This window comes from Streptomyces mobaraensis NBRC 13819 = DSM 40847 (assembly GCF_017916255.1).
GTDB lineage: Bacteria > Actinomycetota > Actinomycetes > Streptomycetales > Streptomycetaceae > Streptomyces > Streptomyces mobaraensis.
In genome coordinates this window covers 4,609,841-4,635,430 of the sequence record NZ_CP072827.1, presented here as the reverse complement: position 1 = coordinate 4,635,430, position 25,590 = coordinate 4,609,841, and the positions used below count along the sequence as shown (strand labels likewise).

22 protein-coding genes are annotated in these 25,590 nt (G+C 72.6%); 7 read left to right on the top strand and 15 right to left on the bottom strand.

Features of this window, described 5'->3' with window-relative positions; all coding sequences use genetic code 11:
* Window positions 1-69 precede the first annotated feature (69 nt).
* Entirely contained in the window at window positions 70-1,587 is a 1,518-nt protein-coding gene (locus J7W19_RS20030; RefSeq protein WP_004944513.1) for an alpha/beta hydrolase, read from the top strand.
* Between the two features lie 36 nt (window positions 1,588-1,623).
* Here J7W19_RS20030 and J7W19_RS20025 read toward each other — a convergent pair whose 3' ends face one another.
* The 7 genes from J7W19_RS20025 to J7W19_RS19995 form a co-directional block, all read right to left on the bottom strand.
* The gene (locus J7W19_RS20025) at window positions 1,624-1,836 is read right to left on the bottom strand and encodes a hypothetical protein (RefSeq protein WP_004944516.1); all 213 of its coding nucleotides are present in this window, start codon (window positions 1,834-1,836) and stop codon (window positions 1,624-1,626) included.
* A gap of 40 nt (window positions 1,837-1,876) precedes the next feature.
* Entirely contained in the window at window positions 1,877-3,478 is a 1,602-nt protein-coding gene (locus tag J7W19_RS20020; RefSeq protein ID WP_004944520.1) for an acyl-CoA mutase large subunit family protein, read from the bottom strand.
* 522 nt (window positions 3,479-4,000) lie between these two features.
* Window positions 4,001-5,311 (bottom strand): hypothetical protein, encoded by a 1,311-nt coding sequence (locus tag J7W19_RS20015; RefSeq protein ID WP_004944523.1) that lies wholly within the window; start codon window positions 5,309-5,311, stop codon window positions 4,001-4,003.
* Complete coding sequence (locus J7W19_RS20010; RefSeq protein ID WP_040889714.1) at window positions 5,311-6,036, bottom strand: RNA polymerase sigma factor; 726 nt, start codon at window positions 6,034-6,036, stop codon at window positions 5,311-5,313. The genes J7W19_RS20015 and J7W19_RS20010 overlap by 1 nt, the downstream gene beginning before the upstream one ends.
* Before the next feature lie 37 nt (window positions 6,037-6,073).
* Window positions 6,074-7,294, bottom strand: a complete 1,221-nt coding sequence (locus J7W19_RS33055; RefSeq protein ID WP_051072587.1) for a DUF4328 domain-containing protein — start codon at window positions 7,292-7,294, stop codon at window positions 6,074-6,076.
* Window positions 7,295-7,906: 612 nt separating this feature from the next.
* Window positions 7,907-9,985, bottom strand: coding sequence for a glycosyltransferase (locus J7W19_RS20000; RefSeq protein WP_004944531.1), 2,079 nt, complete (start codon window positions 9,983-9,985; stop codon window positions 7,907-7,909).
* 219 nt (window positions 9,986-10,204) lie between these two features.
* Window positions 10,205-11,878, bottom strand: a complete 1,674-nt coding sequence (locus tag J7W19_RS19995) for a beta-N-acetylhexosaminidase (RefSeq protein WP_004944533.1) — start codon at window positions 11,876-11,878, stop codon at window positions 10,205-10,207.
* A 314-nt stretch (window positions 11,879-12,192) separates the two neighbouring features.
* Here J7W19_RS19995 and sdhC point away from each other — a divergent pair, with 314 nt between their 5' ends.
* The 4 genes from sdhC to J7W19_RS19975 are packed head-to-tail and all read left to right on the top strand — an operon-like array spanning window position 12,193 to window position 15,585.
* Window positions 12,193-12,573 (top strand): succinate dehydrogenase, cytochrome b556 subunit, encoded by a 381-nt coding sequence (gene sdhC, locus J7W19_RS19990; RefSeq protein WP_004944536.1) that lies wholly within the window; start codon window positions 12,193-12,195, stop codon window positions 12,571-12,573.
* 8 nt (window positions 12,574-12,581) lie between these two features.
* Window positions 12,582-13,052, top strand: a complete 471-nt coding sequence (locus tag J7W19_RS19985) for a succinate dehydrogenase hydrophobic membrane anchor subunit (protein ID WP_004944539.1) — start codon at window positions 12,582-12,584, stop codon at window positions 13,050-13,052.
* 20 nt (window positions 13,053-13,072) lie between these two features.
* Entirely contained in the window at window positions 13,073-14,827 is a 1,755-nt protein-coding gene (sdhA, locus tag J7W19_RS19980) for a succinate dehydrogenase flavoprotein subunit (RefSeq protein WP_004944542.1), read from the top strand.
* Window positions 14,827-15,585, top strand: coding sequence for a succinate dehydrogenase iron-sulfur subunit (locus tag J7W19_RS19975; protein WP_004944544.1), 759 nt, complete (start codon window positions 14,827-14,829; stop codon window positions 15,583-15,585). Before sdhA ends, J7W19_RS19975 begins: the two co-directional genes overlap by 1 nt.
* Window positions 15,586-15,643: 58 nt before the next feature.
* On the opposite strand, the gene J7W19_RS19970 is transcribed toward J7W19_RS19975, so the two are convergent.
* Window positions 15,644-16,174, bottom strand: a complete 531-nt coding sequence (locus J7W19_RS19970; protein ID WP_040889732.1) for a PadR family transcriptional regulator — start codon at window positions 16,172-16,174, stop codon at window positions 15,644-15,646.
* A gap of 92 nt (window positions 16,175-16,266) precedes the next feature.
* On the opposite strand from J7W19_RS19970, the gene J7W19_RS19965 reads away from it, so the two are divergent.
* Window positions 16,267-17,526 carry an MFS transporter gene (locus J7W19_RS19965; protein WP_004944548.1) on the top strand — a complete coding sequence of 420 codons (1,260 nt, stop codon included), beginning with the start codon at window positions 16,267-16,269 and terminating at the stop codon, window positions 17,524-17,526.
* Here J7W19_RS19965 and J7W19_RS19960 read toward each other — a convergent pair.
* The 4 genes from J7W19_RS19960 to J7W19_RS33050 form a co-directional block, all read right to left on the bottom strand.
* Window positions 17,516-18,508, bottom strand: a complete 993-nt coding sequence (locus J7W19_RS19960; RefSeq protein ID WP_004944551.1) for an aldo/keto reductase — start codon at window positions 18,506-18,508, stop codon at window positions 17,516-17,518. The genes J7W19_RS19965 and J7W19_RS19960 overlap by 11 nt on opposite strands.
* A 105-nt stretch (window positions 18,509-18,613) precedes the next feature.
* A complete protein-coding gene (locus J7W19_RS19955) occupies window positions 18,614-19,045 on the bottom strand; it encodes an SgcJ/EcaC family oxidoreductase (protein ID WP_004944555.1) in 432 nt (143 codons plus the stop codon).
* Window positions 19,046-19,274: 229 nt separating this feature from the next.
* Entirely contained in the window at window positions 19,275-20,843 is a 1,569-nt protein-coding gene (locus J7W19_RS19950) for an ABC transporter substrate-binding protein (protein WP_040889717.1), read from the bottom strand.
* Between the two features lie 123 nt (window positions 20,844-20,966).
* On the bottom strand, window positions 20,967-21,248 hold the full coding sequence (locus tag J7W19_RS33050; protein ID WP_051072590.1) for an SCO4848 family membrane protein: 282 nt from the start codon (window positions 21,246-21,248) through the stop codon (window positions 20,967-20,969).
* Window positions 21,249-21,363: 115 nt separating this feature from the next.
* Here J7W19_RS33050 and J7W19_RS19945 point away from each other — a divergent pair, with 115 nt between their 5' ends.
* A complete protein-coding gene (locus J7W19_RS19945) occupies window positions 21,364-22,737 on the top strand; it encodes a D-alanyl-D-alanine carboxypeptidase family protein (RefSeq protein ID WP_236647193.1) in 1,374 nt (457 codons plus the stop codon).
* Between the two features lie 83 nt (window positions 22,738-22,820).
* On the opposite strand, the gene J7W19_RS19940 is transcribed toward J7W19_RS19945, so the two are convergent.
* The 3 genes from J7W19_RS19940 to trpS all read right to left on the bottom strand — a co-directional run bounded on the left by J7W19_RS19940 (window position 22,821) and on the right by trpS (window position 25,590).
* A complete protein-coding gene (locus tag J7W19_RS19940) occupies window positions 22,821-23,711 on the bottom strand; it encodes a YihY/virulence factor BrkB family protein (protein ID WP_004944567.1) in 891 nt (296 codons plus the stop codon).
* 76 nt (window positions 23,712-23,787) lie between these two features.
* A complete protein-coding gene (locus J7W19_RS19935; protein WP_004944570.1) occupies window positions 23,788-24,378 on the bottom strand; it encodes a 2'-5' RNA ligase family protein in 591 nt (196 codons plus the stop codon).
* Between the two features lie 198 nt (window positions 24,379-24,576).
* Window positions 24,577-25,590 carry a tryptophan--tRNA ligase gene (gene trpS, locus J7W19_RS19930; protein ID WP_004944573.1) on the bottom strand — a complete coding sequence of 338 codons (1,014 nt, stop codon included), beginning with the start codon at window positions 25,588-25,590 and terminating at the stop codon, window positions 24,577-24,579.

Here is a 25,590-nt window from a genome sequence, read left to right as displayed (position 1 = left end):
GTTCCCCTACCCGCAATTGGGGGGCTTCCCTGATGGTCCGGGCCCGCCGCTTCGACGAGCCTTGTGGACATGAAGAAGCGTGCCCGCTCGGGCCTCCTCCTCGCCCTGTCCGTTTCCGCCGTAGCCGCCACCCTGTCGGCCGTGCCCGCGCAGGCGGCCGGCTCTTCGTCTCCGGAGCTCCGCTGGAGACCCTGCGCGCAGGAGGGCGGGCCGGACCGGCAGGAGTGCGCCGAGCTCTCCGTGCCGCTCGACTACGGTGATCCGGAGGGGCCCCGCACCCGGCTCGGGGTGTCCCGGGTGCCGAGCGACCGGCCCGAGGCCCGGCGGGGCACGCTGATCGTCATTCCGGGCGGGCCCGGCGGTTCGGGGACGCAGCGGCTGGCCCAGAAGGGGAAGGCGCTGCAGAAGGAGCTGGGAGGCGCCTACGACCTGGTCGCCCTGGACCCGCGGGGGATCGGCGGCAGCGACCGCACCGGCTGCGGCCTGAGCGACGAGGACCGGGATCTCGTCAACCTCCGCCCGTGGCCCGGGCCGGATGGCGACATCGCGGACAGCGTGCGCCGCGCCCGCCGCGTCGCCGACGCCTGCGCCCGCGAGGGCGGCCCGCTGCTGCGCAGCATGAGCACGGCCAACGAGGCCCGCGACATCGACTCCTTCCGCTCGGCGCTGGGCGAGGAGAAGCTCTCCGCGTTCGCGACGTCGTACGGCACCTACGTCGCCGCGCAGTACGCGCAGAAGTACCCGGACCGCACCGACCGCTGGGTGCTCGACAGCAACGGCGACCCCGACCCGGAACGGGTGGCGCGCGGCTGGTCGGCGAACCTGTCGCCGGCCATGGAGCAGCGGTTCCCCGACTTCGCCCGGTGGGCCGCCGACCCGGCCCGTGAGAAGGACGGCCCCGAGGGCGGGGGCGGGCTCCGCCTCGCCCGGCGCGCCGAGGACGTCCGCCCGATGGTCGTCGCCCTGGCGGAGCGGCTCGACCGCCACCCGAAGCCGACGACGACGCCCGGCAGACCGCTCACCGGCAACCGGCTGCGGCAGGCCCTGCAACTGGCGATGTACGGCGACACGGTCTTCGCCGGCACCGCGCGGCTGATCAAGGACGCCGGTGACCCGCGGGCGACGCCGGCCCTGCCGGCCGCGCTGGCCGGTTCCGTGCCCGAGCACGAGGCGGCCGTGACGGTCTCGACCATATGCAACGATGTCCGCTGGCCGCGGCGTTCGCTGCCGGCGACCGCGCGGGACGTGGCCGCCGACCGCGCGCGGTACCCGCTCACCGGAGGCATGCCGGTCGGTGTCTTCCCGTGCGCCTTCTGGAAGTGGGCCCCCGCCGAGGAACCCGCCCGGATCACCTCCGACGGACCGTCGAACGTCCTGATGATCCAGAACCTGCGCGACCCCGCGACACCGTACTTCGGAGCGCTGAAGATGCGGGAGGCGCTGGGGCGGCGGGCCCGGATGATATCGGTGGACAGCGGGGGGCACGGTGCGTACCTGGGCACCGGGAACGCCTGCGGGGACCGGAAGGTCACCGACTTCCTCCGCACCGGGGAGCGCCCCGAGAAGGATGTGCTCTGCGCCCGCTGACCATGGCCGGTGCCCCCTCGCTGCCCGCCGGTCCCGTCAGAACAACTGTCCCTGTCCCTCCATCGGCGGCTCCTCCGGGTCGAACAGCCGGGGCTCGGTGGCCAGGAGGGGCGCCGAGCGGCGAGAGCCGGGGCAGGAGACCAGTTCGTAGGAGACTCTGCGGCCGGGCGGATCGTGGCGGGCGTAGCGACCGCCCACGACGGCGATCTCGCGGGAGCAGACGGGGCAGGTGCGGCGGGGTGCGGACATCGGTCCAGTGTCGCAAATCCACCGGACGGGGAGGGACTGGTCAGAAACTCTCGTCGGGCACGTGGGAACCCCAGACCTCACGGAGTGCCCCGCACACCTCGCCTACCGTGGCGCGGGCGCGCAGGGCCTCCTTCATCGGGGGGAGGACGTTCTCCGACGTGCCGGAGGCCGCCTCCCGCAGCCGGGCGAGGGCGCCGTCCACCGCCCGCCGGTCGCGGTCCGCGCGCAGGGCGGCGAGCCGTTCGCACTGCCGGGCCTCGATGGCGGGGTCGACGCGGAGGGGTTCGTACGGCTCCTCCTCGTCGAGCCGGAAGCGGTTGACGCCGACGACCACGCGGTCGCCGTCGTCGGTCTCCCTGGCGATGCGGTAGGCGTTGCGTTCGATCTCGGCCTTCTGGAAGCCGCGTTCGATGGCGGACACCGCGCCGCCCAGGTCGTCGATCCGGGTCATCAGGTCGAGGACGGCCTGTTCCAGGTCGTCGGTGAGGGACTCGACGGCGTACGAGCCGGCGAACGGGTCGACCGTCGCGGTCACGTCCGTCTCGTGGGCGAGGACCTGCTGGGTGCGCAGGGCGAGGCGGGCGGCCTTGTCGGTGGGGAGGGCGATGGCCTCGTCGTAGGAGTTGGTGTGCAGGGACTGGGTGCCGCCGAGGACGGCCGCGAGGGCCTGGACGGTCACCCGGACCAGGTTCAGCTCCGGCTGCTGGGCGGTGAGTTGGACGCCGGCCGTCTGGGTGTGGAACCGCAGCATCAGCGAGCGGGGGTTGCGGGCGCCGAACCGGTCGCGCATCACACCGGCCCAGATCCGGCGGGCCGCGCGGAACTTGGCGATCTCTTCGAGGAGGGTGGTGCGGGCGACGAAGAAAAAGGAGAGCCGGGGGGCGAAGTCGTCGACGTCCATACCGGCGGCGACGGCGGTGCGGACGTACTCGATGCCGTTGGTCAGCGTGAAGGCGATCTCCTGCGCGGGTGAGGCGCCTGCCTCGGCCATGTGGTAGCCGGAGATGGAGATGGTGTTCCACCGGGGGATCGCGGTGTGGCAGTAGCGGAAGATGTCGGAGGTGAGACGCAAGGTGGGGGCGGGCGGGAAGATGTAGGTGCCCCGGGCGATGTACTCCTTGAGGACGTCGTTCTGGACGGTCCCGGTCAGCCGGTCCGCGGGCACGCCCTGTTCCTCGGCCACGATTTGGTACATCAGCAGCAGCAGGGCAGCCGGGGCGTTGATGGTCATGGAGGTGGAGACCCGGTCCAGGGGGATGCCGTCGAAGAGGACGCGCATGTCCTCGACGGAGTCCACGGCGACGCCGACCTTGCCGACCTCGCCCCGGGCCTCGGGCGCGTCGGAGTCGTGACCCATCTGGGTGGGCAGGTCGAAGGCGACGGACAGGCCGTGGCCGCCGTGGGCGATGAGCTGCCGGTAGCGGGCGTTGGACTCGGCCGCGGTGCCGAACCCCGCGTACTGCCGCATGGTCCAGGGCCGCCCGGTGTACATGGTGGGGTGGATGCCGCGGGTGAAGGGGTACGCGCCGGGTTCGCCGAGCCGGGCCGCGGGGTCCCAGCCCTCGAGGGCCTCGGGCCCGTAGACGGGCCGGACGCCGAGGCCCGACTCGGTGCTCCGGGTGGTTTCCGGCTCCTGTGCCATGGCTGACGCCTCCCGCCGACCTCGCTTGCGAGACACCGGACTGTTACGAGAAACCGGACTGTAGCGACGGCCGGGCGGCACTGTCAGGGGACGCGCAGGGCCGGGGCAGGGGCGGGACGTCAGAGGGGAAGAAGGGGGGAAGAAGGGGGGAAGAAGGTGGGAACGGTGGAAGGGGCCGGAAGGGCCGGGACGGCCGGCAAGGGAGGAGGAGCGCGGGCAGGGCCGGGGGGACGTACCCCGCCCGCGCTGTTGCGCGGAGCCGGCGGCATGGGGGGAACTGCGGCTTCCGCGCGGCCGATGACCAGTCGGCCCACTCCCTACAGCGCCGTGGCCCCGGAAAGCGTCACACTCGGCGTACCGGCCGGGGGTCCCTCGCCGTGGCAGGGCGGTGGCCGGGGCGCGGAGCCAGGTGGCCGAGTCCGGGGGGAGTCGGGCCGACGGGCCGCGCGTCGCGTCACCGCCGCGCCTGTCGCCCCGGCCCCCGCCTCGTCCGGCGCACGTTTCACCGGCGCCGCCGCGCCATTACCGGTCGGCCTGTCCGCCATGGTCGCCGTGGTCGTCGCGGTCGTCGCGGTCGTCGTGGCTCCCCTGACCGCCGCGGCCGTCGCGGGCGTCTCCGGCCCGGTGAGCGCCCCCCTCGTCGCTTCCTCTGTCGTCCTCGTGCTCTCCGCCGTCCCCTTCGTCTTCGCCCTCCTCGTCGTCCTCGTTCTCGTCGCCGCCGTTCCCGTTCCCGTCGCCGGCGATCCGGTCGTGGTCGTGGACGAGGCGGGTGCAGTAGGCGCGGACGCCGACCGGGCCGCCGGCGCGGCGTTCGAGGGCGTGGACGGCGTCCTCGTCCGCCTGTTCGCGCCACTTCCCCCGGGTGAGGTAGTCGCGGCAGAGGCCGACGGCCTGTTCGAGGTCGCCGTCGGCGTCGCCCTGGTACGGAGAGGCCGTCCCCTCGCCCCGGTCGGCGCCCGTGCCGGGCCCGGCGGTGGGCCGTTCACCCGGGCGGGGCGTACCACGGCCGGAGGGCGAGGGGCCGTGGGGGGAAGGGAGGAGGTGCCCGCCCGCGTCCTTCCCGTCGCGTCCTCCCTCGGCGCGGCCGTCGGCCGGGCCGTCCGACGCGGAACCCTGGGGACGCGGCCGGGCGGTGTGCGGACCGCCTCCGCCCACGGTGCCCGCCCGGTCGTCCACCGCGGCCGGCCCACGGTGGGCGGCGGTGAACGGGGTGGGCACGGTGACGACACCGGAGAGCACGGCCACGCCGCTCAGCGCGCACGCGGCCAGGGCCGCGACCAGGACCGCCCGGGCGGGGCGGCGGCGCGGCAGGGAGCGCGTTTCCCGCCGGCCGCCGCGATCGGCGATCCGGCCGCGCGGCCCGGTGCCGGTGCCGCCCGGTCCGGCCCCGTTGCCGCGCGTGCCGTCCCCTCCGGCGCGTCCGGCCCGCGCCCACCGCCTGCCCGGCTTCCCGGCCGGGTGCGGGTGGCCGGTCTCCCGGGCCATGCCGTCATCATCCGGTGCGGGGGCGGTCACGGCGTCCGAGCGGACGGCCGGGTGCCGCGGCGAGGCCGACTCCCCTTCGCCGCGCGCCCCTTCGGGGGACGCTTCGCGCCGAGCGGCGAGGAAGGCGGCGACGGCGGCGTCCTCGCCCGGGAGGGGGCGGTCCGGCGCCGGGGCGGGGGCGGCCAGGGTGCGGAGTGCGGCGAGAGCGGAGTCCGCCTGTTCGGGGTCGGGGGCCGGCGTGTGGGAGGCACAGGAAGCACAGGAGCCGCACGCGGCGCAGGACGCGAGCGCCGTTCCGTCCAACCGGTCGTCGTGCCGCAACCAGTCGTGCTCGTGGTCGTCCGCCATCACATGTCCTTCTGCGTCCGCGCGCCCGATCGCGTCACACCGCGGGAAGGTCCCGGACCGGTGGGTGATCTGCGCTGTCCGGGGATGCCCTCCGACCCCGGCTGTCCGTTCACCCCGACTCCCCCCTCTCCGCCCCCTCCCGTCCCTCCGGCCCCTCCTTCCCGTCCCGTCAGGTCCGTTCCGTTCATCATCCCGGCGAGTCTGCGGAGGCCGCGGTGGGCCGCCGTGCGGACGGCGCCGGGCCGCTTGCCCAGCACCTCCGCGGCCGTGGCGGCGTCGAGGCCGACGACCACGCGGAGGACCACGGCCTCCGCCTGATCCTGGGGCAGCCGGGCGACGAGCGAGAGGACCCGTGCGGTCCCCAGGGATTCCAGCGCCTCGCCCGCGGTGTCGGCGTCCCCGGCGCGGCCGGCGAGTTCGCTGTCGTCGCCGCCGATCACGGGCCGCCGGCCGCGCATCCGTATGTGGTCGAGGGCGCGGTTGCGGGCGATACGGGCGGCCCAGCCGCGGAAGCGGTCGGCGTCGCCGGTGAACCGGTCGAGGTCGCGGGCGATTTGGAGCCAGGTCTCGGATGCCACGTCCTCGGCGTCGGTCTCGCCGACGAGCGTGCGCACGTACCCGAGCAGGCGGGGCTGGACGGACCGGTAGACCGCGCGGAAGGCCGTCTCGTCCCCGCTCTGCGCCGCGCGTACCGCGACGGTCAGCTCAGCGTCATCCCCCTGCACACCCACATCCTGCATCACTTGCAGAACTCATGAATCGTTAATGCGCGGGTCCGCCGTCGGGCTCACCGTTGTAGGGGTTCGGCACGGAACTGCCCGCGCCGGGCGGAGGACCGTACGGCGAACCGTTCGGCGCGCCGTACGACGGCCCGTACGAAGGACCGTACGGGCCGACCGGCGCCCCGGGCAACGGGCCCTGGCCCGGGGGCGGGTAGGAAGCGTACGGCCCGGCGGCCGGATAAGGACCGGGCGATGGCGCCCCGGGCACACCAGGCGTCCCGTACACACCAGGATCACCGTAGGGCGCGGGAGTTGAGTGAGGCGGGGGGTACGGCCAAGGCGCGGCGTACGGACCGGAGGCCGCATACGGGTCGGCGACCGGGTACGGACCACCGGCCGTGTACGGGCCACCGGCACCGGCGAAACCCTCGAACCCCATCCGCTCCAGCGCCCGTTCCTCCTGCATCCGCGTCAACTGCCGCACCACCAGCAGCGCCAGTGCGCCCGCGACGGCACACAGCAGGTACCCGAAGGCACTCGCTCCGGCCAGCGTCCTCAGGTTGCGGACGTCGGCCTCCCAGGCGTCGAACCGCTCGAGCCGGAAGTCGCGGCGCATCTTCGCCTCGGTCAGCGCGTAGCCGAAAGCGCTCGCCCCCGTGAGGGCACCGGCCACGAGCCCGCTCACCCACCACGCGTTGAGCAGCCCCTTCGGAGCACCCTGCGGGCCGGCGGGGGCGGACGCGCGGTAGATGTCGTTGGCGATCTGCTTGGGGAACCACAGGTTGACCACCGGGGTGAACCAGGCACCCGCCGCCCAGCCGCTCCCGAAGCGGTGCGTACCGGGCGCGAGCGCCTCGGCGTTGAGCCGCACCCGCCGGAACCAGACCGCCCACAGCCCGGCCGTGCCCAGCCCGAGCACGGCGGCCACCAGGGAGACCGACGCGAAGAAGGTGTCCGCCTGGTTCGCCTTGTCGGCCGTCTCGTCGCCGAGCACCGCGCCCTCCGCCAGCACGTCGCCGAGCGCGCCGCGCTGCTGGAACCGGGCGGCGGCGAGCAGCAGCAGGCCGAGCAGCGCCAGGGTCAGGACGGTGGTGAGCGAGATCCGTACCCCGCGGCGCAGATCGACCCCGCCGAGCGGCTCGGGCCCGGGCGCCCCGGTGGCGAACGGCGTTCCCCCGTCGGACGGCAGCGGAGTGACGGGCGGCAGCGGCGTGGCAGACGGCTGCGGAGTGGCAGACGGCACCTGAGCGGCGGGCGTCATCGGAGGCACAGGCGGCACCGGAGGCGCATGCGTCGGGCGAGGCGGCGGCTCGGGCCGCCCGGCCGGCGTCGCGGCCCCCTCCGGTCCCCGCTGCTCGGCGCCGCACGCCGCACAGCGGCCGTCCGGCCCCACGGCGGCGGCACGGCAACGACCGCACGGATACATCTCTTTGTCCCCCCACGGAACGCCGGAACGGCACCGGCGGATCGGCGCCGTTGAGTCGACTGCTCGTCGGCGCCGGCCTGACGGGCGGGGCGGCGGCCGACGGGCCGTCGCGTACGCACCGGGCGACGCGGCCCGCACGTTACGGGCAACGGACCGCTCCCGTCCAGGAGGGGCCGGACCGAAGCGGGCGACCGGAGGGAACCGGCCACCCGAGGCACCGGGAAGGCGCCCGAAAAGCGTCCGGAAGGGACCCCGGCCGGCCCCCGCCCCCGGCCGGGACCGGTCGGCGCCCCGGCCCCGCGCGCGGGGTGTGACGGAATCCGGCCGTTCGGCGCTGAGAGAAGTGCGCGCCTCACCCAGGCGCGTGGCGGGCGACGGCCGCGGCCTCTCCTGTGGGGGGTGGTGGCCCGGCCGTCTCCTCGCCCGCACCCGGGCCCGGAGCCCGCGTCACTCCTCCCCGGCGATGTCCTTGACCGAGATCGTCAGGTCGTTCGTCACCGTGAAGAAGGGCCGCAGCCGCACCCCGTCCCGGTCCGCCGCGGGGAAGGTGTCGACGCCCTTGCGGTCCGCGAAGTCGCCGGTCAGCCGGCCGAGCCGGACCGGAGCGGCGCCCGCGGCGGGGCGTACGTACAGGTCCCACAGGTCCTGCTCCTCGCCCCGGCGCCGCCACATCGGCTCGTACGGCAGCCGGCCCGTGCCGCCCTCCAGCGGCGCGCGGACGTCGGCCACCTCGCCGTCGCCGCCGCGCAGCCGGGCGATCAGCTCGGCGCCGTCGCGCAGCTCGACGCCATGAGCGGCGACCGTGAGGGTGACCACGCCTTCCTCGGCGGAGCCCACCCGGGCGTCCGTCACCTCGGCGTGCCGCTCCCGCAGCCAGGTGCGGACGGCCAGGAAGCCGTCGCTGGTCTCGTACGGGATCCAGGGCGCGACGCCGGACGGACCGGTCTGAAGCCCCAGCCCGAGCAGGGCCTGCTGCTCGACGAGGACGGCGGTCAGCCGGCGCCGCGACTTGTCGGCCTTGCGCTCGGCGTAGCTGTCCCAGCGGCCCTCGGGCAGGGTGTGCGCGGCGCGCTCGACGCGGGCCTCGGCCCAGTCGGCGCCCGGGGTGCGCCGCAGCGGGACGCGGACGGCCTCCTTGCCCTTGCTGCCGCGGTGCCGGAGCAGCAGGTGGGAGTCGTCGGCGGTGAGCTGCGCGGCGCGCACCCGGAAGACGAGGGAGCCGTCGGCGGCCACGGCGCAGCGCGCCTCCGGGTTGGCCGTCTCGGTGGGCGCGGGGGCGGCGGGGGCGGACTGCTGCTTGCGGCCGCCGCCGAACAGGCCGCGCAGCAGGCCGCCCTTCTTCGCGGGGGCGGTCGAGCCGGGGCGGAGTTCCTCGAAGAGCTGCTCGTAGCGGCGGGCGATGGCGTCGGGTTCGTAGCGGTGGGCGGCGGCGCGGGCCGCGGCGCCGAGCCGGGCGCGGAGTCCGTCGTCGCCGGTGAGCTTGAGCAGCGCCTCCGCGTAGGCGTCGACGCTGTCGGCCTCGCTCTGCGGGGAGAGCGGGACGAGGATGCCGTCGGTGCCGTCGTTGAGGATCTCGCGGGGGCCGTACGGGCAGTCGGTGGCGATCACCGGGAGTCCGGCGTGCATGGCCTCGACGATGGTCATGCCGAAGGACTCGGCGTCGGAGGCGACGGCGGCGACGGCGCCCTTGGCCCACTCGGTCTCGATGGGCGAGCGGGCGCCCATGAGGGTGATCCGCTCGTAGAGGCCCATCTCCTCGATCTGGCGGCGCAGCTTGGCCTTGGAGGTGCCGCGGCCGTAGATGCGGAGCTGCCAGTCGGGGCGCTCGTCGGCGATCTTCGCGAAGGCGTTGATGAGCCGGTCGTAGCGTTTGACGCCGACGAGCCGCCCGGCCGAGACGATGATCTTCGAGGTGCCGTCGGAGGGCGCGGCGGCGGGGGCGGGGACGGCGTTGGGGACGGACAGCACCCGCGCGCGGCGGTCGGCGGGCAGGGCGTCGCGGTAGTGGCCGGCGTCGGCCTCGGAGACGGTGACGAAGGCGTCGAGGGCGGCGATGGCCGGGTCCATGACGGCGTGCAGCTCGGGGACGTGGGCCTCGTGGGTGAGGTGCTCCTGGCCGAGGCGGAGGTAGCGGTCGCTGCCGTAACGGGCGAGGTAGCCGATGAGCTTGGGGCGGGTGGCGATCACGACGTCCGCGTCGGTGGCCGCGAGGTGGGCGGCGACGCGCTCGTCGGTGAGGGCGGTGGCGGCCATCCGGCCGTTGTCGATGCGCTCGTCGCGGAAGATCTCGCTGGGCCGCTGGTTGAGGGGCGCCCCGTACTCGTCGCCGTCGGTGCCCTCGCGCATGTCGACGAGGGGGGTCAGCCGGACGCGCGGGTCGATCGTGAGCTCGGGCTCGTCCACGGGCCGGTTGACGCTGATGATGCGGACCTCGTGCCGGTCGGCGAGGGCGGTGGCGAGGTTGACGGTCGAACGGATGGTTCCGCCGATGCCGTACGCATTGTGCAGCAGGAATTCGATCTTCATCCGGGCCCTCGTTCAGTGCGATGGGCGCGCGAGCGCGCACGTCCGCCGTGGACAGCTGCGCCGCGCACCGGCCGATGCCTTCCGGTTGGACAACGACCGGACGCCGCGCATGGTTCAACCCGGAGGCTAGCCCGCTTTGGAGGTGTGTGGGGAGCGCCCGCCCTCAGGGCGCCCCCAAGGCCCGGCAAACCGGTCGAAAGCCCACTCGGTAGCGGGACTTCAGCCCCCTCGGACGGCGGTGTACAGGGCCGCGAAGTCCTGCCAGGGCAGCTTCGGCGGGCGCGGGTCCCACAGCCGCTGCGCGACGGCGGCCAGCGGCAGCCGGATTCCGTTTGCCACCTGGTCGGGGGTCTGGGCGTCGGGGTGGTCGCACCAGACGGCGAACCGGCCGCCCGGCACCCGGCGCGGGTCCGCCGTCCCGGCGGCCACGGGGGCGGTGCCGCGCAGCACGGCCGGGGACCACTCCTTGTAGATCAGCTCGCCGGTGGGGTAGCGGAACTCGTTCGGTTCCCCGAGCACGTAGTAGAGGTATTGGTCGTTGAGGTTGACGACCGTGCGTCCCTCGTTCAGGTATTCCTGCGGGTCCCGGGCGCCGAGCTCGCGGCCGGTCCAGTACTCGACCTCGATGGCCTGGTCGGGGGCGACGAGGCCGCCGCGGAAGAAGCCGTCGTTCCACGCCTTGGCCTTCTTGCCGAGGGAGCGCACGACCGCGGCCCGGTCGTTGAGCCAGGCGGTGGCCAGGTCCTGCACCCGGCCCTGCGAGCCGTAGCGCTGCCGGGCGAGGTCGGCGAGGTGCGGGTAGGACCCCTGCGGGTCGCGGGCCATCAGCGCGCGGTACTCGTCGCTGCCCAGGTGCCAGTACGGGCCGGGGAAGAGGGGGGTGAACTCGCGCAGCAGGTCGTCGACGATCCCCGCCGCGCCCGGCAGGGAGATGTCGACGGCGCCCCGGGAGGGGGTGCCGGTGGCGTCCCTGAGCTGGAGGTCCGGGTGTGCCTTGAGGACGGCGCCGAGGTGGCCCGGCGAGTCGATCTCGGGGATGACGGTGATGTGGAGCGACGTGGCGAGGGCGACGATGCGGCGGACCTCGGCCTTGGTGAGGTGCTCCGGGGAGACGATCTCCGGGTGGCTCGCGCTCTCGATCCGGAAGCCCTGGTCGTCGGAGAAGTGCAGGCCGAGCTGGTTGAGCTTGAGGTCGGCCATCTCGCGCAGCCGGGCCTCGATCCACTCGGCGGTGAAGTGCTTGCGCGCGATGTCGAGGTGGAGTCCGCGCTGCGGCCGGTCGGGGGCGTCGGCGATGACGCCCTCGGGGACGCCGCCGCCGGAGCGGACGGACTGGACGAGGGTGCGGGTGCCGTAGAAGACGCCGGCCTCGTCGGGGGCGGTGATGAGGACCCGGCCGTCGCGGGTGGTCAGCTCGTAGCTCTCGGGGCCGCCGCGCTGGCCGGGGCGGAGCGCGAGTTCGACGTCGCCGGCGCGGGCCGGCCCGGGGGCGATGGTGACCTTGAGCTCGCCCGCCAGCAGCCGGGCCTCGTCGGCGAGGGGCCCGTCGGTGTCGGTGACGACGCGGACGGCGGAGGAGGGCCGCCAGCCGGGGCCGCCGCGGGCGGTGAAGGAGCGGACGGCCGGGACGGTCCGCGGAGTGCCGGTGACCGGTGTGATCCGAGTGGCGGAGGAGGGCGCCGCCGCCTGGGTGGAGCGGTCGTCGTCGCCGGCGGTCCGGCCGGAGGACCCGGAGGCCGCCCCGCCGTCGTGGGCGCAGCCGGCGGCGACCGGCAGGGCGAGCGCGGCGGCGAGGAGCGCGAGGACGGCGTACGGCCGGCGCGGCGCGACACGCCTACGCCGCCCGAAAAGGTCGACACGGGCGATACGGGTGATTCTGACAGGCAGTCCCATGGAGCAAAACCTCCCAATCGCGGAAAAGATAGTTCTTTCCGCCGCCGACGACCTCGAATACCCACCCGACAATTCCCCCGTATAGGTGAATTTCCGGCAGCGATCCAGGGCCATTCGGCCAACCATGGCGCCCCACGCGGCTCTCGTCCACCACCGCCGACCCGTACATGCCAGTTTGATCACACCTGACCGACCCCGCGCGACCGAACCGACAAGGCGTCGCTACGATGGCCAGGGCCGGTGGACCGTACCCGGCCGGGCCCGACCGACAGTGAAGCCGGCAGGCCCCAATCCCCGCTCCCGGAGGGTTTTCCGTGCCGGCTGGAACGCTGTACCGCGGTCGGGAAGGCATGTGGTCCTGGGTGGCTCACCGAGTCACCGGCGTCCTCATTTTCTTCTTCCTGTTCGTGCACGTCCTGGACACCGCTCTCGTCCGCGTCTCCCCGGAGGCGTACGACAACGTCGTCGCGACGTACAAGACACCCGTCGTCAACGTGATGGAGTACGGCCTCGTCGCCGCCATCCTCTTCCACGCGCTCAACGGCCTCCGCGTCATCGCGGTGGACTTCTGGTCCAAGGGCCCGCGGTACCAGAAGCAGATGCTGTGGACCGTCGTGGGCGTCTGGGTCGTCCTGATGGCCGGCGCCTTCTACCCCGTGCTCAGCCACACGCTGCACACGCTGTTCGGGAGCTGACGCAAGACATGTCCGCTGAAACCACCCCCGCGACCGCCGAAGGCGTCTCCCTCTACGACGTCGACAACCCGGCGCCGGTCATCGAGGCGCCCCGCAAGCGCACCAAGAAGACGCCGAAGGCGACCCGCACCAACTTCGAGCTGTACGGCTGGCTGTTCATGCGGCTGTCCGGCATCGTGCTCGTCGTCCTGGTCCTGGGCCACCTGCTGATCCAGCTGGTGCTGGACGGCGGCGTCACCAAGATCGGCTTCGCCTTCGTGGCCGGCCGCTGGGCCTCGCCGTTCTGGCAGGCGTGGGACCTGATCATGCTGTGGCTCGCCATGCTGCACGGCGCCAACGGCCTCCGTACGGTCATCAACGACTACGCGGAGCGGGACACCACCCGCTTCTGGCTGAAGATGCTGCTGTACACCGCCACGGTGTTCACCGTCCTGCTGGGCACGCTGGTGATCTTCACCTTCGACCCGAACATCCGCTAGAGCCCGGGGCTGACGCGACCATGAAGATCCACAAGTACGACACCGTCATCGTCGGCGCCGGTGGCGCCGGCATGCGCGCGGCCATCGAGTCGACCAAGCGCAGCCGCACCGCGGTGCTCACCAAGCTGTACCCCACCCGCTCCCACACCGGCGCGGCCCAGGGCGGCATGGCCGCCGCCCTCGCCAACGTCGAGGAGGACAACTGGGAGTGGCACACCTTCGACACGGTCAAGGGCGGTGACTACCTGGTCGACCAGGACGCCGCCGAGATCCTGGCGAAGGAGGCCATCGACGCGGTCCTCGACCTGGAGAAGATGGGCCTGCCGTTCAACCGCACCCCGGACGGCACCATCGACCAGCGCCGCTTCGGCGGTCACTCGCGCAACCACGGCGAGGCCCCGGTCCGCCGGTCCTGCTACGCCGCGGACCGCACCGGCCACATGATCCTCCAGACGCTGTACCAGAACTGCGTCAAGGAGGGCGTGGAGTTCTTCAACGAGTTCTACGTCCTCGACCAGCTGATCACCGAGGTGGACGGCGTCAAGAAGTCCGCCGGTGTGGTCGCCTACGAGCTGGCCACCGGCGAGATCCACGTCTTCCAGGCCAAGTCGGTCATCTACGCCTCCGGCGGCACCGGCAAGTTCTTCAAGGTGACCTCCAACGCGCACACCCTGACCGGTGACGGCCAGGCCGCCTGCTACCGGCGCGGCCTGCCGCTGGAGGACATGGAGTTCTTCCAGTTCCACCCGACGGGCATCTGGCGCATGGGCATCCTGCTGACGGAGGGCGCCCGCGGTGAGGGCGGCATCCTCCGCAACAAGGACGGCGAGCGCTTCATGGAGAAGTACGCGCCGGTCATGAAGGACCTCGCGTCCCGTGACGTCGTCTCGCGCTCCATCTACACGGAGATCCGCGAGGGCCGCGGCTGCGGTCCCGAGGGCGACCACGTCTACCTCGACCTGACGCACCTGCCGCCGGAGCAGCTGGACGCCAAGCTGCCGGACATCACCGAGTTCGCGCGCACCTACCTCGGCATCGAGCCCTACACGGACCCGATCCCGATCCAGCCCACCGCGCACTACGCGATGGGCGGCATCCCGACCAACGTCGAGGGCGAGGTGCTGGCCGACAACGACACCGTCGTCCCGGGCCTGTACGCCGCCGGCGAGGTCGCCTGCGTCTCCGTCCACGGCGCCAACCGCCTGGGCACCAACTCGCTGCTGGACATCAACGTCTTCGGCAAGCGCGCGGGCATCGCCGCCGCGGAGTACGCCCACAAGGCGGACTTCGTCGAGCTGCCGGAGGACCCGGCCGCGTTCGTCCGGGAGCAGGTCGAGCGGCTGCGCGAGTCCACGGGCACCGAGCGGGTCGCCGAGCTCCGCAAGGAGCTGCAGGAGACCATGGACGCCAACGTCATGGTCTTCCGCACCGAGCAGACCATCAAGACGGCCGTCGAGAAGATCGCCGAGCTGCGCAAGCGCTACAAGAACGTGTCCATCCAGGACAAGGGCAAGCGCTTCAACACCGACCTGCTGGAGGCCATCGAGCTGGGCAACCTGCTCGACCTGGCCGAGGTCATGGCGGTCTCCGCGCTCGCGCGCAAGGAGTCCCGCGGTGGTCACTACCGCGAGGACTACCCCAACCGCGACGACGTCAACTTCATGCGCCACACCATGGCGTACCGCGAGGTCGACGCGGACGGCAGGGATTCGATCCGGCTCGACTACAAGCCGGTCGTGCAGACCCGCTACCAGCCCATGGAGCGTAAGTACTGATGAGCACCGCGATCGAAGACAAGGTGGAGGCCGCGAGCAAGGCCTCCCCCTACATCACGGTCACCTTCCGCGTCCGCCGGTTCAACCCGGAGGTCTCCGCCGAGGCGACCTGGCAGGACTTCGAGGTCGAGATCGACCCGAAGGAGCGCGTGCTCGACGGTCTGCACAAGATCAAGTGGGACCTGGACGGTTCGCTGACCTTCCGCCGGTCCTGCGCCCACGGCATCTGCGGCTCCGACGCCATGCGCATCAACGGCCGCAACCGCCTCGCGTGCAAGACCCTGATCAAGGACATCAACCCGGACAAGCCGATCACGGTGGAGCCCATCAAGGGCCTCACGGTCCTGAAGGACCTCGTGGTCGACATGGAGCCCTTCTTCCAGGCGTACCGGGACGTGATGCCGTTCCTGATCACCAAGGGCAACGAGCCGACGCGCGAGCGCCTGCAGTCCGCCGAGGACCGCGAGCGCTTCGACGACACCACCAAGTGCATCCTGTGCGCCGCGTGCACGTCCTCGTGCCCGGTGTTCTGGAACGACGGCCAGTACTTCGGCCCGGCGGCGATCGTCAACGCCCACCGCTTCATCTTCGACTCGCGTGACGAGGCCGGCGAGCAGCGGCTGGAGATCCTGAACGACAAGGACGGCGTCTGGCGCTGCCGGACCACCTTCAACTGCACCGACGCCTGCCCGCGCGGCATCGAGGTGACGAAGGCGATCCAGGAGGTCAAGCGGGCGCTGATCACGCGCCGCTTCTGATCCCCCCAGCCGTACGAAGGGCCCCCGCTTCCTCCCGGAAGCGGGGGCCCTTCGGCGTTCACGCCGGCCGTTCCAGCTCGGCGATCGTCTCCTCCAGCCAGGCGAGTTCGGCCCGTGAGGTGGCGCGGGCGATGGCGAGGACGCCGCGCCGGAAGGGGTCGTCCACGTCCTCGACGCCCAGCGGCCGGTCGCCGTCGTAGAAGAAGCTGCTCGGTTCACGAAGGAACGCCAGCCGCCTGCGGAGGACGTCCGCCTGCGCCTGCCGGTCCGGCAGGTGGCGCAGGAAGGCGAGCAGCACGAACCACCGGTTCTCGTCGGTGACGAACGGCTCCTCGGGCCGCCGCAGCCGCTCCAGGAACGTCCGCCGGCCCTCCTCGGTCAGGCTGAGCACGTGCCGCGGCGCCGCCACCGCTCCCTGTTGCGCCTCCCGGACGAGCAGCCCGGCCGCCTCCATGCGCTTGATCGCCGGGTAGAGGGTGCCGTGGCTGATCGCCTTGACGTGCCCGGTGAGACGGGCGATACGGGTGCGCAACTCATAGCCGTGCAGGGGTTCCTCGTGGAGGAAGCCCAGGATGGCGAGGTCCAACAGGCTTGACATGAACAGAGAGCATATCCCTAGACTCCGAGATAGGTCGTTTCGACATACAGCGTTTCGACCTAATCAGGGAGGGAGCACCACCGTTGTCATCCGCCTCGGCGTCCTCGTCCACCACCGCCCCGCACGACCGTGACCCGGCGCCGCCACCACCGCCCGCGACCGTCCCGGTCGCGGCCCTGGCGGCGCTCGCGTTCGCCGCCTTCGCCCTCTGCTCCGCCGAGTTCGCGCTCGTCGGGCTGCTGCTGGACGTCTCCCGGGACCTGCGCGTCCCGGTGGCGACGGCCGGGCAGTTGCTCAGCGCGTACGCCCTGGTCGTCGCCGTCGGCGGCCCGGTCGTCACGGCCCTCACCGCCCGGGTGGCGCCGCGGACCCTGGCGGCGGCGCTGCTGGCCGTCTTCGCCGCGGCCAACGTCCTGGGCGCGATCGCCCCCTCGTTCCCGCTGCTCATGGCCGCGCGGACACTGGGCGCCCTGACGCACAGCACCTTCGCCGCGGTCTGCGTGCTCATCGCCGTCCGCATGTCGCCCCCCGGCCGCCAGGGGACCGCCATCGCCTGGGTGTCCGGCGGGCTGGGGCTGGCGACGGTCCTCGGCGGGCCGGTCGGCACGGCCGTCGGGCAGCAGTGGGGCTGGCGCGCGACGTTCTGGTGCGTGACGGCCGCGGCGGCGGTGGCGCTCACGGCCCTGGTGACTCTGGTGCCGCGCTCGGTCACCCGGGGCCCGGCGGGAGCGCGGACCGCCGGTGCCCGGGTGCTGGCACGGCCTCAGGTGATCTGCGCCCTGGGCGTCACCGCCGTCTCACAGGCGGGCTGGTTCCTGCTCTACAGCTACGTCGCTCCGCTGCTGCGGGACACGACGGGGTACGGCGCGACCGCCACGACCGTCCTGCTGTTCCTCTTCGGCCTGGGCGGGTTCGCGGGCAACGCGGTCGGCGGGCGGTACGCGGACCGGTCGCTGCGCGGCACCCTGGTGGTCTCGCTCACGGTGCTCGCCGGGGCGCTCGCGCTGGTCAGTGCCGTCGCCGAGGCGAAGGCCGCCGTCCCGGTGGCGATCCTGCTGATCGGGGCCGCGTCCGGCGCCCTGGTGCCACCGCTGCAGTCCTGGGTACTCGGCGCGGCCGGCGGCGGGTCGGCGCTGGCCGTGGCCGCCAACACCTCCGCCTTCAACCTGGGCAACGCGGCGGGTTCATGGGGCGGTTCGCGGCTGCTGGCGAACGGGGCCGACGTCACCGCGCTGGGCTGGACGGGCGCCGTCGTGGTGGCGGCGGCCCTCGCCGGGGCGGCGATGGCCCTCCGGCGGCGGCCGCGCCGGGACGCGGCCGCCGGGCCCGGGGTCAGGCGTTGACGAAGGTCAGGCTCGTCTCGTCGTAGCGCGAGCCGGCGACCGCCTCGGCCGGGGCCGCCGCGTCGATGGCGGCGAGGTCGTCCGCGGACAGCTCCAGGGACGCGGCGGCGACGTTCTCCGTCAGGTACTTCTCGCGGCGGGTGCCCGGGATCGGGACGACGTCGTCGCCGCGGTGCTGGACCCAGGCGAGGGCGAGCTGGCCGGCGGTGACGCCCTTCTCCGCGGCCAGCGCCTCCAGCCGCTCGACGATGGCCAGGTTCTTCTCCAGGTTGCCGTCGGCGAAGCGCGGCTGGGTGCGGCGCATGTCCGTCTGCTCCAGGGCGTCGAGCGAGGTGTAGCGGCCGGTGAGGAAGCCCCGGCCGAGGGGCGAGAACGGGACGATTCCGATGCCGAGTTCGCGGCAGACGGGCAGCACCTCGGCCTCGATGTCGCGGGTCCAGAGCGACCACTCGCTCTGCAGCGCGGCGATCGGGTGGACGGCGTGCGCCCGCCGGATGGTGGCGGCGCTCGCCTCGGAGAGGCCGAGGTGGCGCACCTTGCCCTCCGCCACCAGCTCGGCCATCGCCCCGACGGTCTCCTCGATGGGCACGTTCCGGTCGACCCGGTGCACGTAGTAGAGGTCGATGTGGTCGAGGCCGAGCCGGCGCAGCGACGCCTCGCACGCCTGCCGGACGTACGCCGCGTCACCACGGATCACCGTGGGCTCGCCCAGCCGGTTGGCGAAGCCGAACTTGGTGGCCACGACCGCCTGTTCGCGCCGCCCGGGGGCGGCGAGGGCCCGGCCGATCAGCTCCTCGTTGTCGCCCTTGCCGTAGAAGTCGGAGGTGTCGAGGAGGGTGACGCCCAGGTCCAGGGCTCGGTGCAGGGTGGCGATCGACTGGGCGTCGTCCGACGCGCCGTACGCGTGGCTCATGCCCATGCAGCCGAGGCCCTGGGCGCCGACCGTGAGTCCGCCGAGCCGTCGGGTGGGAATGCTGGTCATAACCGGTGCCTCCTGGGGCGGTTGTGCTGCGCTGTCGTCTCAGACGTTAGGAGTTCGAGCACACTCGAAGTCAAGCGACCGGCGTCAGGAGGCCCAAGGGACGCTTCAGTCCGTCGCCGGGTCGGTGAGGAAGCCGTTCATCCCGGCGATGATCTTCCAGCCGTCCTCCTCCTTGGATATGACGTAGAGCGGCGCGCCCTTGGCGCCCTCGACGGGGTCGCCCGCCGGGGAGACCGGCGTCTGGACGACGTTGACGGCGATCACCTCGGGCCGGATGGCGAACATCCGGACGACGTCGTAGCGGACCGGCTGGTCCGGCAGGACGGGGAACACCTTCCGGGACAGCTCGGTGATCTCCTCGCGGCCGGTGAGGCGCTTCCCCATGGCGTTGGTCCAGGTGGCGTTCCGGGCGTAGCAGTCGGCCAGGGCCGTCGCGTCCTTGGCGTTGAACGCGTCCTGGAGCGAGCGGACGACGTCGCGTACGGCGATGGCGACATCGGCGGGGACGACATCGTGGAATTCGCTGGTCGTTGCCATGGTGAATACCGCTTTCCTTGCCTTGTTCCGAGCCCCGGCCCGTCCGGGCCGATGCCCACCACTCAACAACCTCAACTCCGGTCGAGGTCAAGGCGGTCGGACGGGCGGCGCGGAGGCTTGGGTTCCGGGTGCGGGGCCCGGTGACCGGAGGGAAGCGGTCCGCCGCCGGCGCGCGAACCGCGGGCCGGCGGCGGAGTCTGTCAGGTCGAGCCGGGGAGGGACCGGCCGGTCAGATCCTGTCCAGGCGCCACAGCCGCCACAGCCCCGAGCCGTCCCTCAGGTACTGCGCCCCCGAGATGGACTCCTTGCTCACCACGAACTCCTTCCTCTGCCACAGCGGCAGCAGCGGCACATCCTCCGCGATGATCTTCTGGATGGTCCGGTAGTCGTCCGTGCTCCCGTCCCGCCGGCCGTTCCGCTGGGCGTCCCGGATCAGCTTGTCGATCCGGTCGTTGGAGTAGCCCGAGTAGAGCGTGTTCCCGGTGCCCACGAGCGGGCTGGTGAACGTGTCGGCGTCCGGGTAGTCCGCGACCCACCCCAGGAGGTACGCGTCGTACTCGCCCTTGGCCCGGCCCTGCTGGAACCGCGACCACTCCACGTGTTCCGTGTCGATCCGGAACAGGCCCGTGGACTCCAGTTGCTTCTTGATCAGCGCCGTCTCCTCGTCCGTGGAGACACCCTTGGAATAGGCCAGCTTGAAGCGCACCGGCGCCGTCACGCCCGCCGACCGCAGCAGCCGGGCGGCGGCCTCCGCGTCCGGGCGCGGATAGCGGTCGAAGAAGGACGTCGTATGCCCGAAGAGGCCCTGCGGGATGAGGGAGTAGAGCGGTTCGACCGTCCGGTGGTGGACGTCCCGCGCCACCGCCACCCGGTCCAGGACGGACGCGACCGCGCGCCGGACGGCGACGTCCTTCACCGGGGACTTGCTCTTCAGGTTGAAGACCAGGAAACGGGTGCTCGCCGAGGCGTTCTCGGTGACCCTGAAGTCGTTGTCCCCCAGGGAGAGTTCGGCGACGTCGGCGGCCGGCAGATCGCGGGAGGCGACGTCGATGTCCTGCCGCTTCCAGGCGGCCATGAGGTCCTTGGGCTTGCCGAAGTACCGTACGGTGACCGGGTTTCCGGACGTCCGGTTGGCGCCCTTGTAGTGCGGGTTGGGCCTCAACTCGACCTTGCCGTCCGGCTGGAAGTCCATCAGCCGGTACGGACCGGAACCGTCCAGTTCGTTGCCCGTCCGCACCTTGTCGGCCGGGTAGGTACGGCTGTCCACGATCGACCCCACCCCGGAAGCGATCTTGGACGGGAAGGTGGCGTCCGGCGTGCGCAGCCGGAAGACCACCGTGTCGTTCCCCTCGGTGCGCACCGACTCCAGCGTCTCCAGCAGCACCGCGGGCCCCTGGTCGGACTTGATGCGCAGGATCCGGTCGAAGGAGAACTTGACGTCCTGGGCGGTGAGATCGTGCCCGTTGGCGAACTTCAGCCCGGACCGCAGGGTGCAGCTGTACGTCCGCCGTTCGACATCCTTGAAGCCGCAGCTCTTGGCGGCGTCGGGCGTCGGCTTGTCGGTGCCCGGCGTGAACGTCAGCAACGTCTGGTAGACGTTGCCGAAAAGCGACCACGATCCGACGTCGTAGACGCCGGCCGGATCCAGTCCCATGGCCGAATCCGTCGTCCCCACGACGATCGGCTTCTCGTCCCCGTCGTCCGACGACAGGCTCGAACAACCGCTCAGCCCCACCGACATCAGCGCCAACGCCGCCACAACGACCTTGCTGCGGCTTCGCCTCCGGACCCCACGCATGGCTGCGCCCCCTTTCCGTGACGCGCCTCACCTAAACACACCGGCGCGCGTACGTCCGGGGAATCGGCCAAGTGATCGACTTCCGGGGCCGACAGGCTGTCAGGGGCCGTACTCGGGGAACCGCTATGAGGTGCGCCGCAACGCCCTGACTCCACGCAACCCGATGAGGCCGATGACCGTCCCCAGAAGAAAAGAGGTGACCGCCAGCAGCAGATGCACCCAGAAGTACGCGGTCGGCTCCCCCGCGTCGTCGAAGGCGAGCCCGCTCCCGTCCTTCCACAGATTCTTTGCGAAAGTGATCCAGATGAACCAGCTCCATACGCCGAAGGCGAGCAGGAACCAGGAGACGGGGCGGGAGAGGGACGCGGGGGTGCGAGGGGCTGTCGAGCCGGAGGGTTTCACCATGGGTTTCAGTATGCGATCCGGAGTACGCACTGGTCCTATCGGGTCCTCGGCGGAAGCCCGGGCCACCGGCTCGCCCTCGGGGAGCGGGCGGAACGGTACGTTCACCGGCGTGCCGATGACGACATCACCGAACGCGACGCGCTCAGCGACGGCCCGCCGCCGTGGCGCGGCCCTGGCGGCCGCCTCCGCCTCGTTCCTACTCCCCCTGGCCGCCGCGGCCCCGGCGCTCGCGGCCCCGCCCGCCCCTTCCGCCAGCCATACCCCGTCCGCTCCCGGGAGCCCGAGGACCGGCCCCGGCGCGTCCCCCGGAGGGACGCCCAGCGGGAAGCCGAGCGGGACGCCGGCCGACGGCAAGGGCCGGCCGCCCAAACAGCCCCCCGCGAAGATGTCCGAGGTCGGCGGCGAGCTGCTGGGCAAACCGGGTGTCCAGGTGCTGCCGCGGCCGGGCGCGCCCGAGCTGCCGAAGGACCTGAGCGGGGACGCCTGGCTGATCGCCGACGCCGAGTCCGGCGAGGTCCTGGCGGCGAAGAACGCCCACTGGCGGCTGGCCCCGGCCTCCACGCTGAAGATGCTCTTCGCCGACACCCTGCTGCCCAAGTTCCCCAAGGAGCAGCGGCACAAGGTGGTGCCGGCCGATCTGGAGGGCATGGGCGAGGGCAGCAGCCAGGTCGGGCTCAAGGAGGACTCGACCTACTCGGTCGAGGAGCTCTGGCTCGGGGTCTTCCTCCGCTCGGGCAACGACGCGGTGCACGTGCTGTCCGCCATGAACGGCGGTGTGCAGCAGACCGTCCGGGACATGCAGGCGCACGCCGAGGAGCTCCAGGCGAACGACACCCACGTCGTCACCCCCGACGGCTACGACGCCGACGGGCAGGTCTCCAGCGCGTACGACCTCACGCTGTTCGCCCGCTCCGGCCTCCAGAAGCCGGACTTCCGGAAGTACTGCTCGACCGCCACCGCCCAGTTCCCCGGCGAGGAGCGGAAGGACGGGAAGCGGGAGACCTTCGGCATCCAGAACACCAACCGGCTGCTCACCGGCCAGGGCGTGCCCTTCTACAAGGGCATCGCGGGGGTGAAGAACGGGTCCACGACCAACGCCGGGAACACCTTCACCGGCGTCGCCCAGCACGGTGACCGCAAGCTCCTGGTGACCGTGATGAACCCGGAGACCAAGGAGCCCAACGAGGTCTACAAGGAGGCGGCGCACCTGCTGGACTGGGGCTTCGAGGCGACCGGCCACGTCAAGCCGGTCGGCACGCTCGTCGCGCCGCTGAACGCGCCCGGGAAGGACGGCGGGAAGTCCGGGGGCCAGGCCGGGGACAAGGCGCAGGCGTCGGTCGCCGGGTCGTCCGGCTCGGGCGGCGGCGGGATGTGGACGGCCGTGGGGATCACCGGCGCCTCGGTGGTGGCGCTGGCCGCGGCGGCGTACGTGGTGCACCGCCGGTGGCCGCTGCCGGACCTGGCCAAGCGGCGGGGCGGCCGGTCCTGAGCGGGCTCCACCGGCTTCCCGGTCGGTCCTGAGGGGACCGTTCCGGTGGCCGGGCGCCTCCCCGCGCCGGAGGCGCCCGGCCGTCACTTCTTCGCGTCCTCCGCCAGCAGGTCCGCGTCGGACTTGTCGTGCCGCGTGGTGGCCGTCCAGGCGGCGCAGAACAGCAGCAGCTTCGCTATGAAGTTGATCCACAGCAGCAGGGCGATCGGGGTGCCGAACGCGCCGTACATGCTCTTGGCCGCCACACCGCTCAGATAGCCGCCGATCACCAGCTTGAGCACCTCCAGGCCGACCGCGCCGAGCAGCGCGGCGACCAGCAGGGTGCGGGGGCGGGGCTGGACGCGGGGCAGCCGGGTGAGGACGTAGAGCAGCAGGAGGAAGTCGGCGAGCACGGCGGCGCAGAACCCGGCGGCGGTCAGCAGGGCTCCGCCGGCACCGGCGGTGGGCAGCCCGGTCTTGTCCGCCGACCAGGTGACGGCCGTCGTGGCGAACGTCGAGCAGCCGAGGGACAGCAGGGTCGCCCCGCCGAGGCCGAGCAGCACCCCCGCGTCCCTCAGCCGCAGCAGGAACGGGTTGCCCGGACTCTCCTCCAGCTCCCACACGGCCCGCAGGCACTCGCGGAGCGTGCCGATCCAGTTGACGCCGGTGAACAGCAGCAGGGCACCGGCCACGACGCCGACGGTGCCGGCGTTGTCCACCAGCGAGCCGATGTCGAGCGCGTTGGAGATGCCGGGCACCTGCTCGGCGAGCTTCCGCTCCAGGTCCTGCACCTGCTTGTCGCTGAGTATCGAGGCGGCGACGGCGGCGCCCAGGGTGAGCAGCGGGAACAGGGCGACGAAACTGGTGAAGGTGATCGCCGCGGCGAGCCGCGTCCACTTCACGCGGTCCAGGGTCTCGTACGAGCGCCACGCGTGCGTCCGCGTCAGCCGGGCCGCGGCGGGCCCCACCACCGGCAGCCGGATCAACCAGTCCATGATCCACGTCTACCCCGTGCGGGCGTCGCTCACCGCCCTGAGGGGGTGCGCTCCCCCGCGCACGCGCCCACGGCGCTCAGCGGGAGGCGGCCGGCGGCCGGGACGCGCCCGTCTGGCGGGGCAGGGCGGCCGGGACGGGGCCGGGCCGGCCGAAGGGGTACTCGCGGTCCAGCCGCCAGACGCCGTCGGCCCCCTGCTCGTACAGGGCGAAGCCGTCGATCGTCCAGGCCGCCTCGTAGTCCGCCAGTTCCTCGTAGGCCCGGTCCATGGCCTCCTCGGAGATGCCGTGGGCGACGGTCACGTGCGGGTGGTACGGGAACTGGAGCTCGCGGGCCAGCGGGCCGGCCGCGTCCCGGATCCGCTTCTGCAGCCAGGAGCAGGCGGAGGAGCCCTCCACCACGTTGACGAAGACCACCGGCGAGAGCGGGCGGAAGGTGCCCGTCCCGGACAGCCGCATGGGGAACGGGCGGCCGGCCGCGGCGACCTCGGCGAGATACGCCTCGATCACGGGGAGCGACGACGCCTCGACCTCGGTGGGTGGCAGGAGGGTGACGTGGGTGGGGATGCCGTGCGCGTGGGGGTCCCCGAAGCCCTCGCGGCGCTTCTGGAGGAAGCTGCCGTACGGCTCCGGGACCGCGATCGAAACGCCGAGCGTTACGGTCCCCATCGAGTTCTCCCTCCTGTGCGCCTGTAGGTCCCCGTGGTCAGTGTGGCGGCTGCGCCGCGTCCCCTGCCAGGTGTCCTGGTCCCGGGCGCGGGAGGACGGCCGTCCTCCCTGCGCCTTCGGGCCGTCCGGACTTGTCCGGTGTGACGGACTTCTCACGCCGGCGCCGTCCGGTGCCGGTGCGGCTCGGTGCCGTGCGGCTCAGTGCTTGGCGGGCAGGAAGCCCACCTTGTCGTACGCCTGGGCGAGGGTCTCGGCCGCGACCGCGCGGGCCTTCTCGGCGCCCTTGGCCAGGACAGAGTCCAGCGTCTCCGGGTCGTCCAGATATTCCTGTGTACGGGCACGGAACGGCGTCACCCACTCCACCATCACCTCGGCGAGGTCGGTCTTGAGCGCACCGTAGCCCTTGCCCTCGTACTTCTGCTCCAGTTCCGCGATTCCCGTCCCGGTGAGCGTGGAGTAGATCGTGAGCAGGTTGCTGACGCCCGGCTTCTCCTCGGGGTCGAAGCGGATCACCGTGTCGGTATCGGTGACGGCGCTCTTGATCTTCTTCGCGGAGACCTTGGGCTCGTCGAGCAGGTTGATCAGGCCCTTGGTGGTGGACGCCGACTTGCTCATCTTGGCGGTCGGGTCCTGGAGGTCGTAGATCTTCGCCGTCTCGCGGACGATGTGCGCGGCGGGCAGCGTGAAGGTGTCCCCGAACCGGCCGTTGAAGCGCTCGGCGAGGTCGCGGGTCAGCTCGATGTGCTGGCGCTGGTCCTCGCCGACCGGGACGGCGTCCGCCTGGTAGAGCAGGATGTCGGCGACCTGGAGGATCGGGTACGTGAAGAGGCCGACCGTCGTCCGGTCGGCGCCCTGCTTGGCCGACTTGTCCTTGAACTGGGTCATCCGGGACGCCTCGCCGAAACCGGTGAGGCAGTTCATCACCCAGCCGAGCTGCGCGTGCTCGGGGACGTGGCTCTGGATGAACAGCGTGCAGCGCTCCGGGTCGAGGCCGGCGGCGAGCAGTTGGGCGGCGGCGACGCGGGTGTTGGCGCGCAGCTCCGCGGGGTCCTGCGGGACGGTGATCGCGTGCAGGTCGACGACCATGTAGAACGCGTCGTGCGTCTCCTGCAGCGCCACGTACTGCCGGATGGCACCGAGGTAGTTGCCGAGGTGGAAGGAGCCGGCGGTGGGCTGGATACCGGACAGGGCGCGCGGACGATCAAGGGCCAT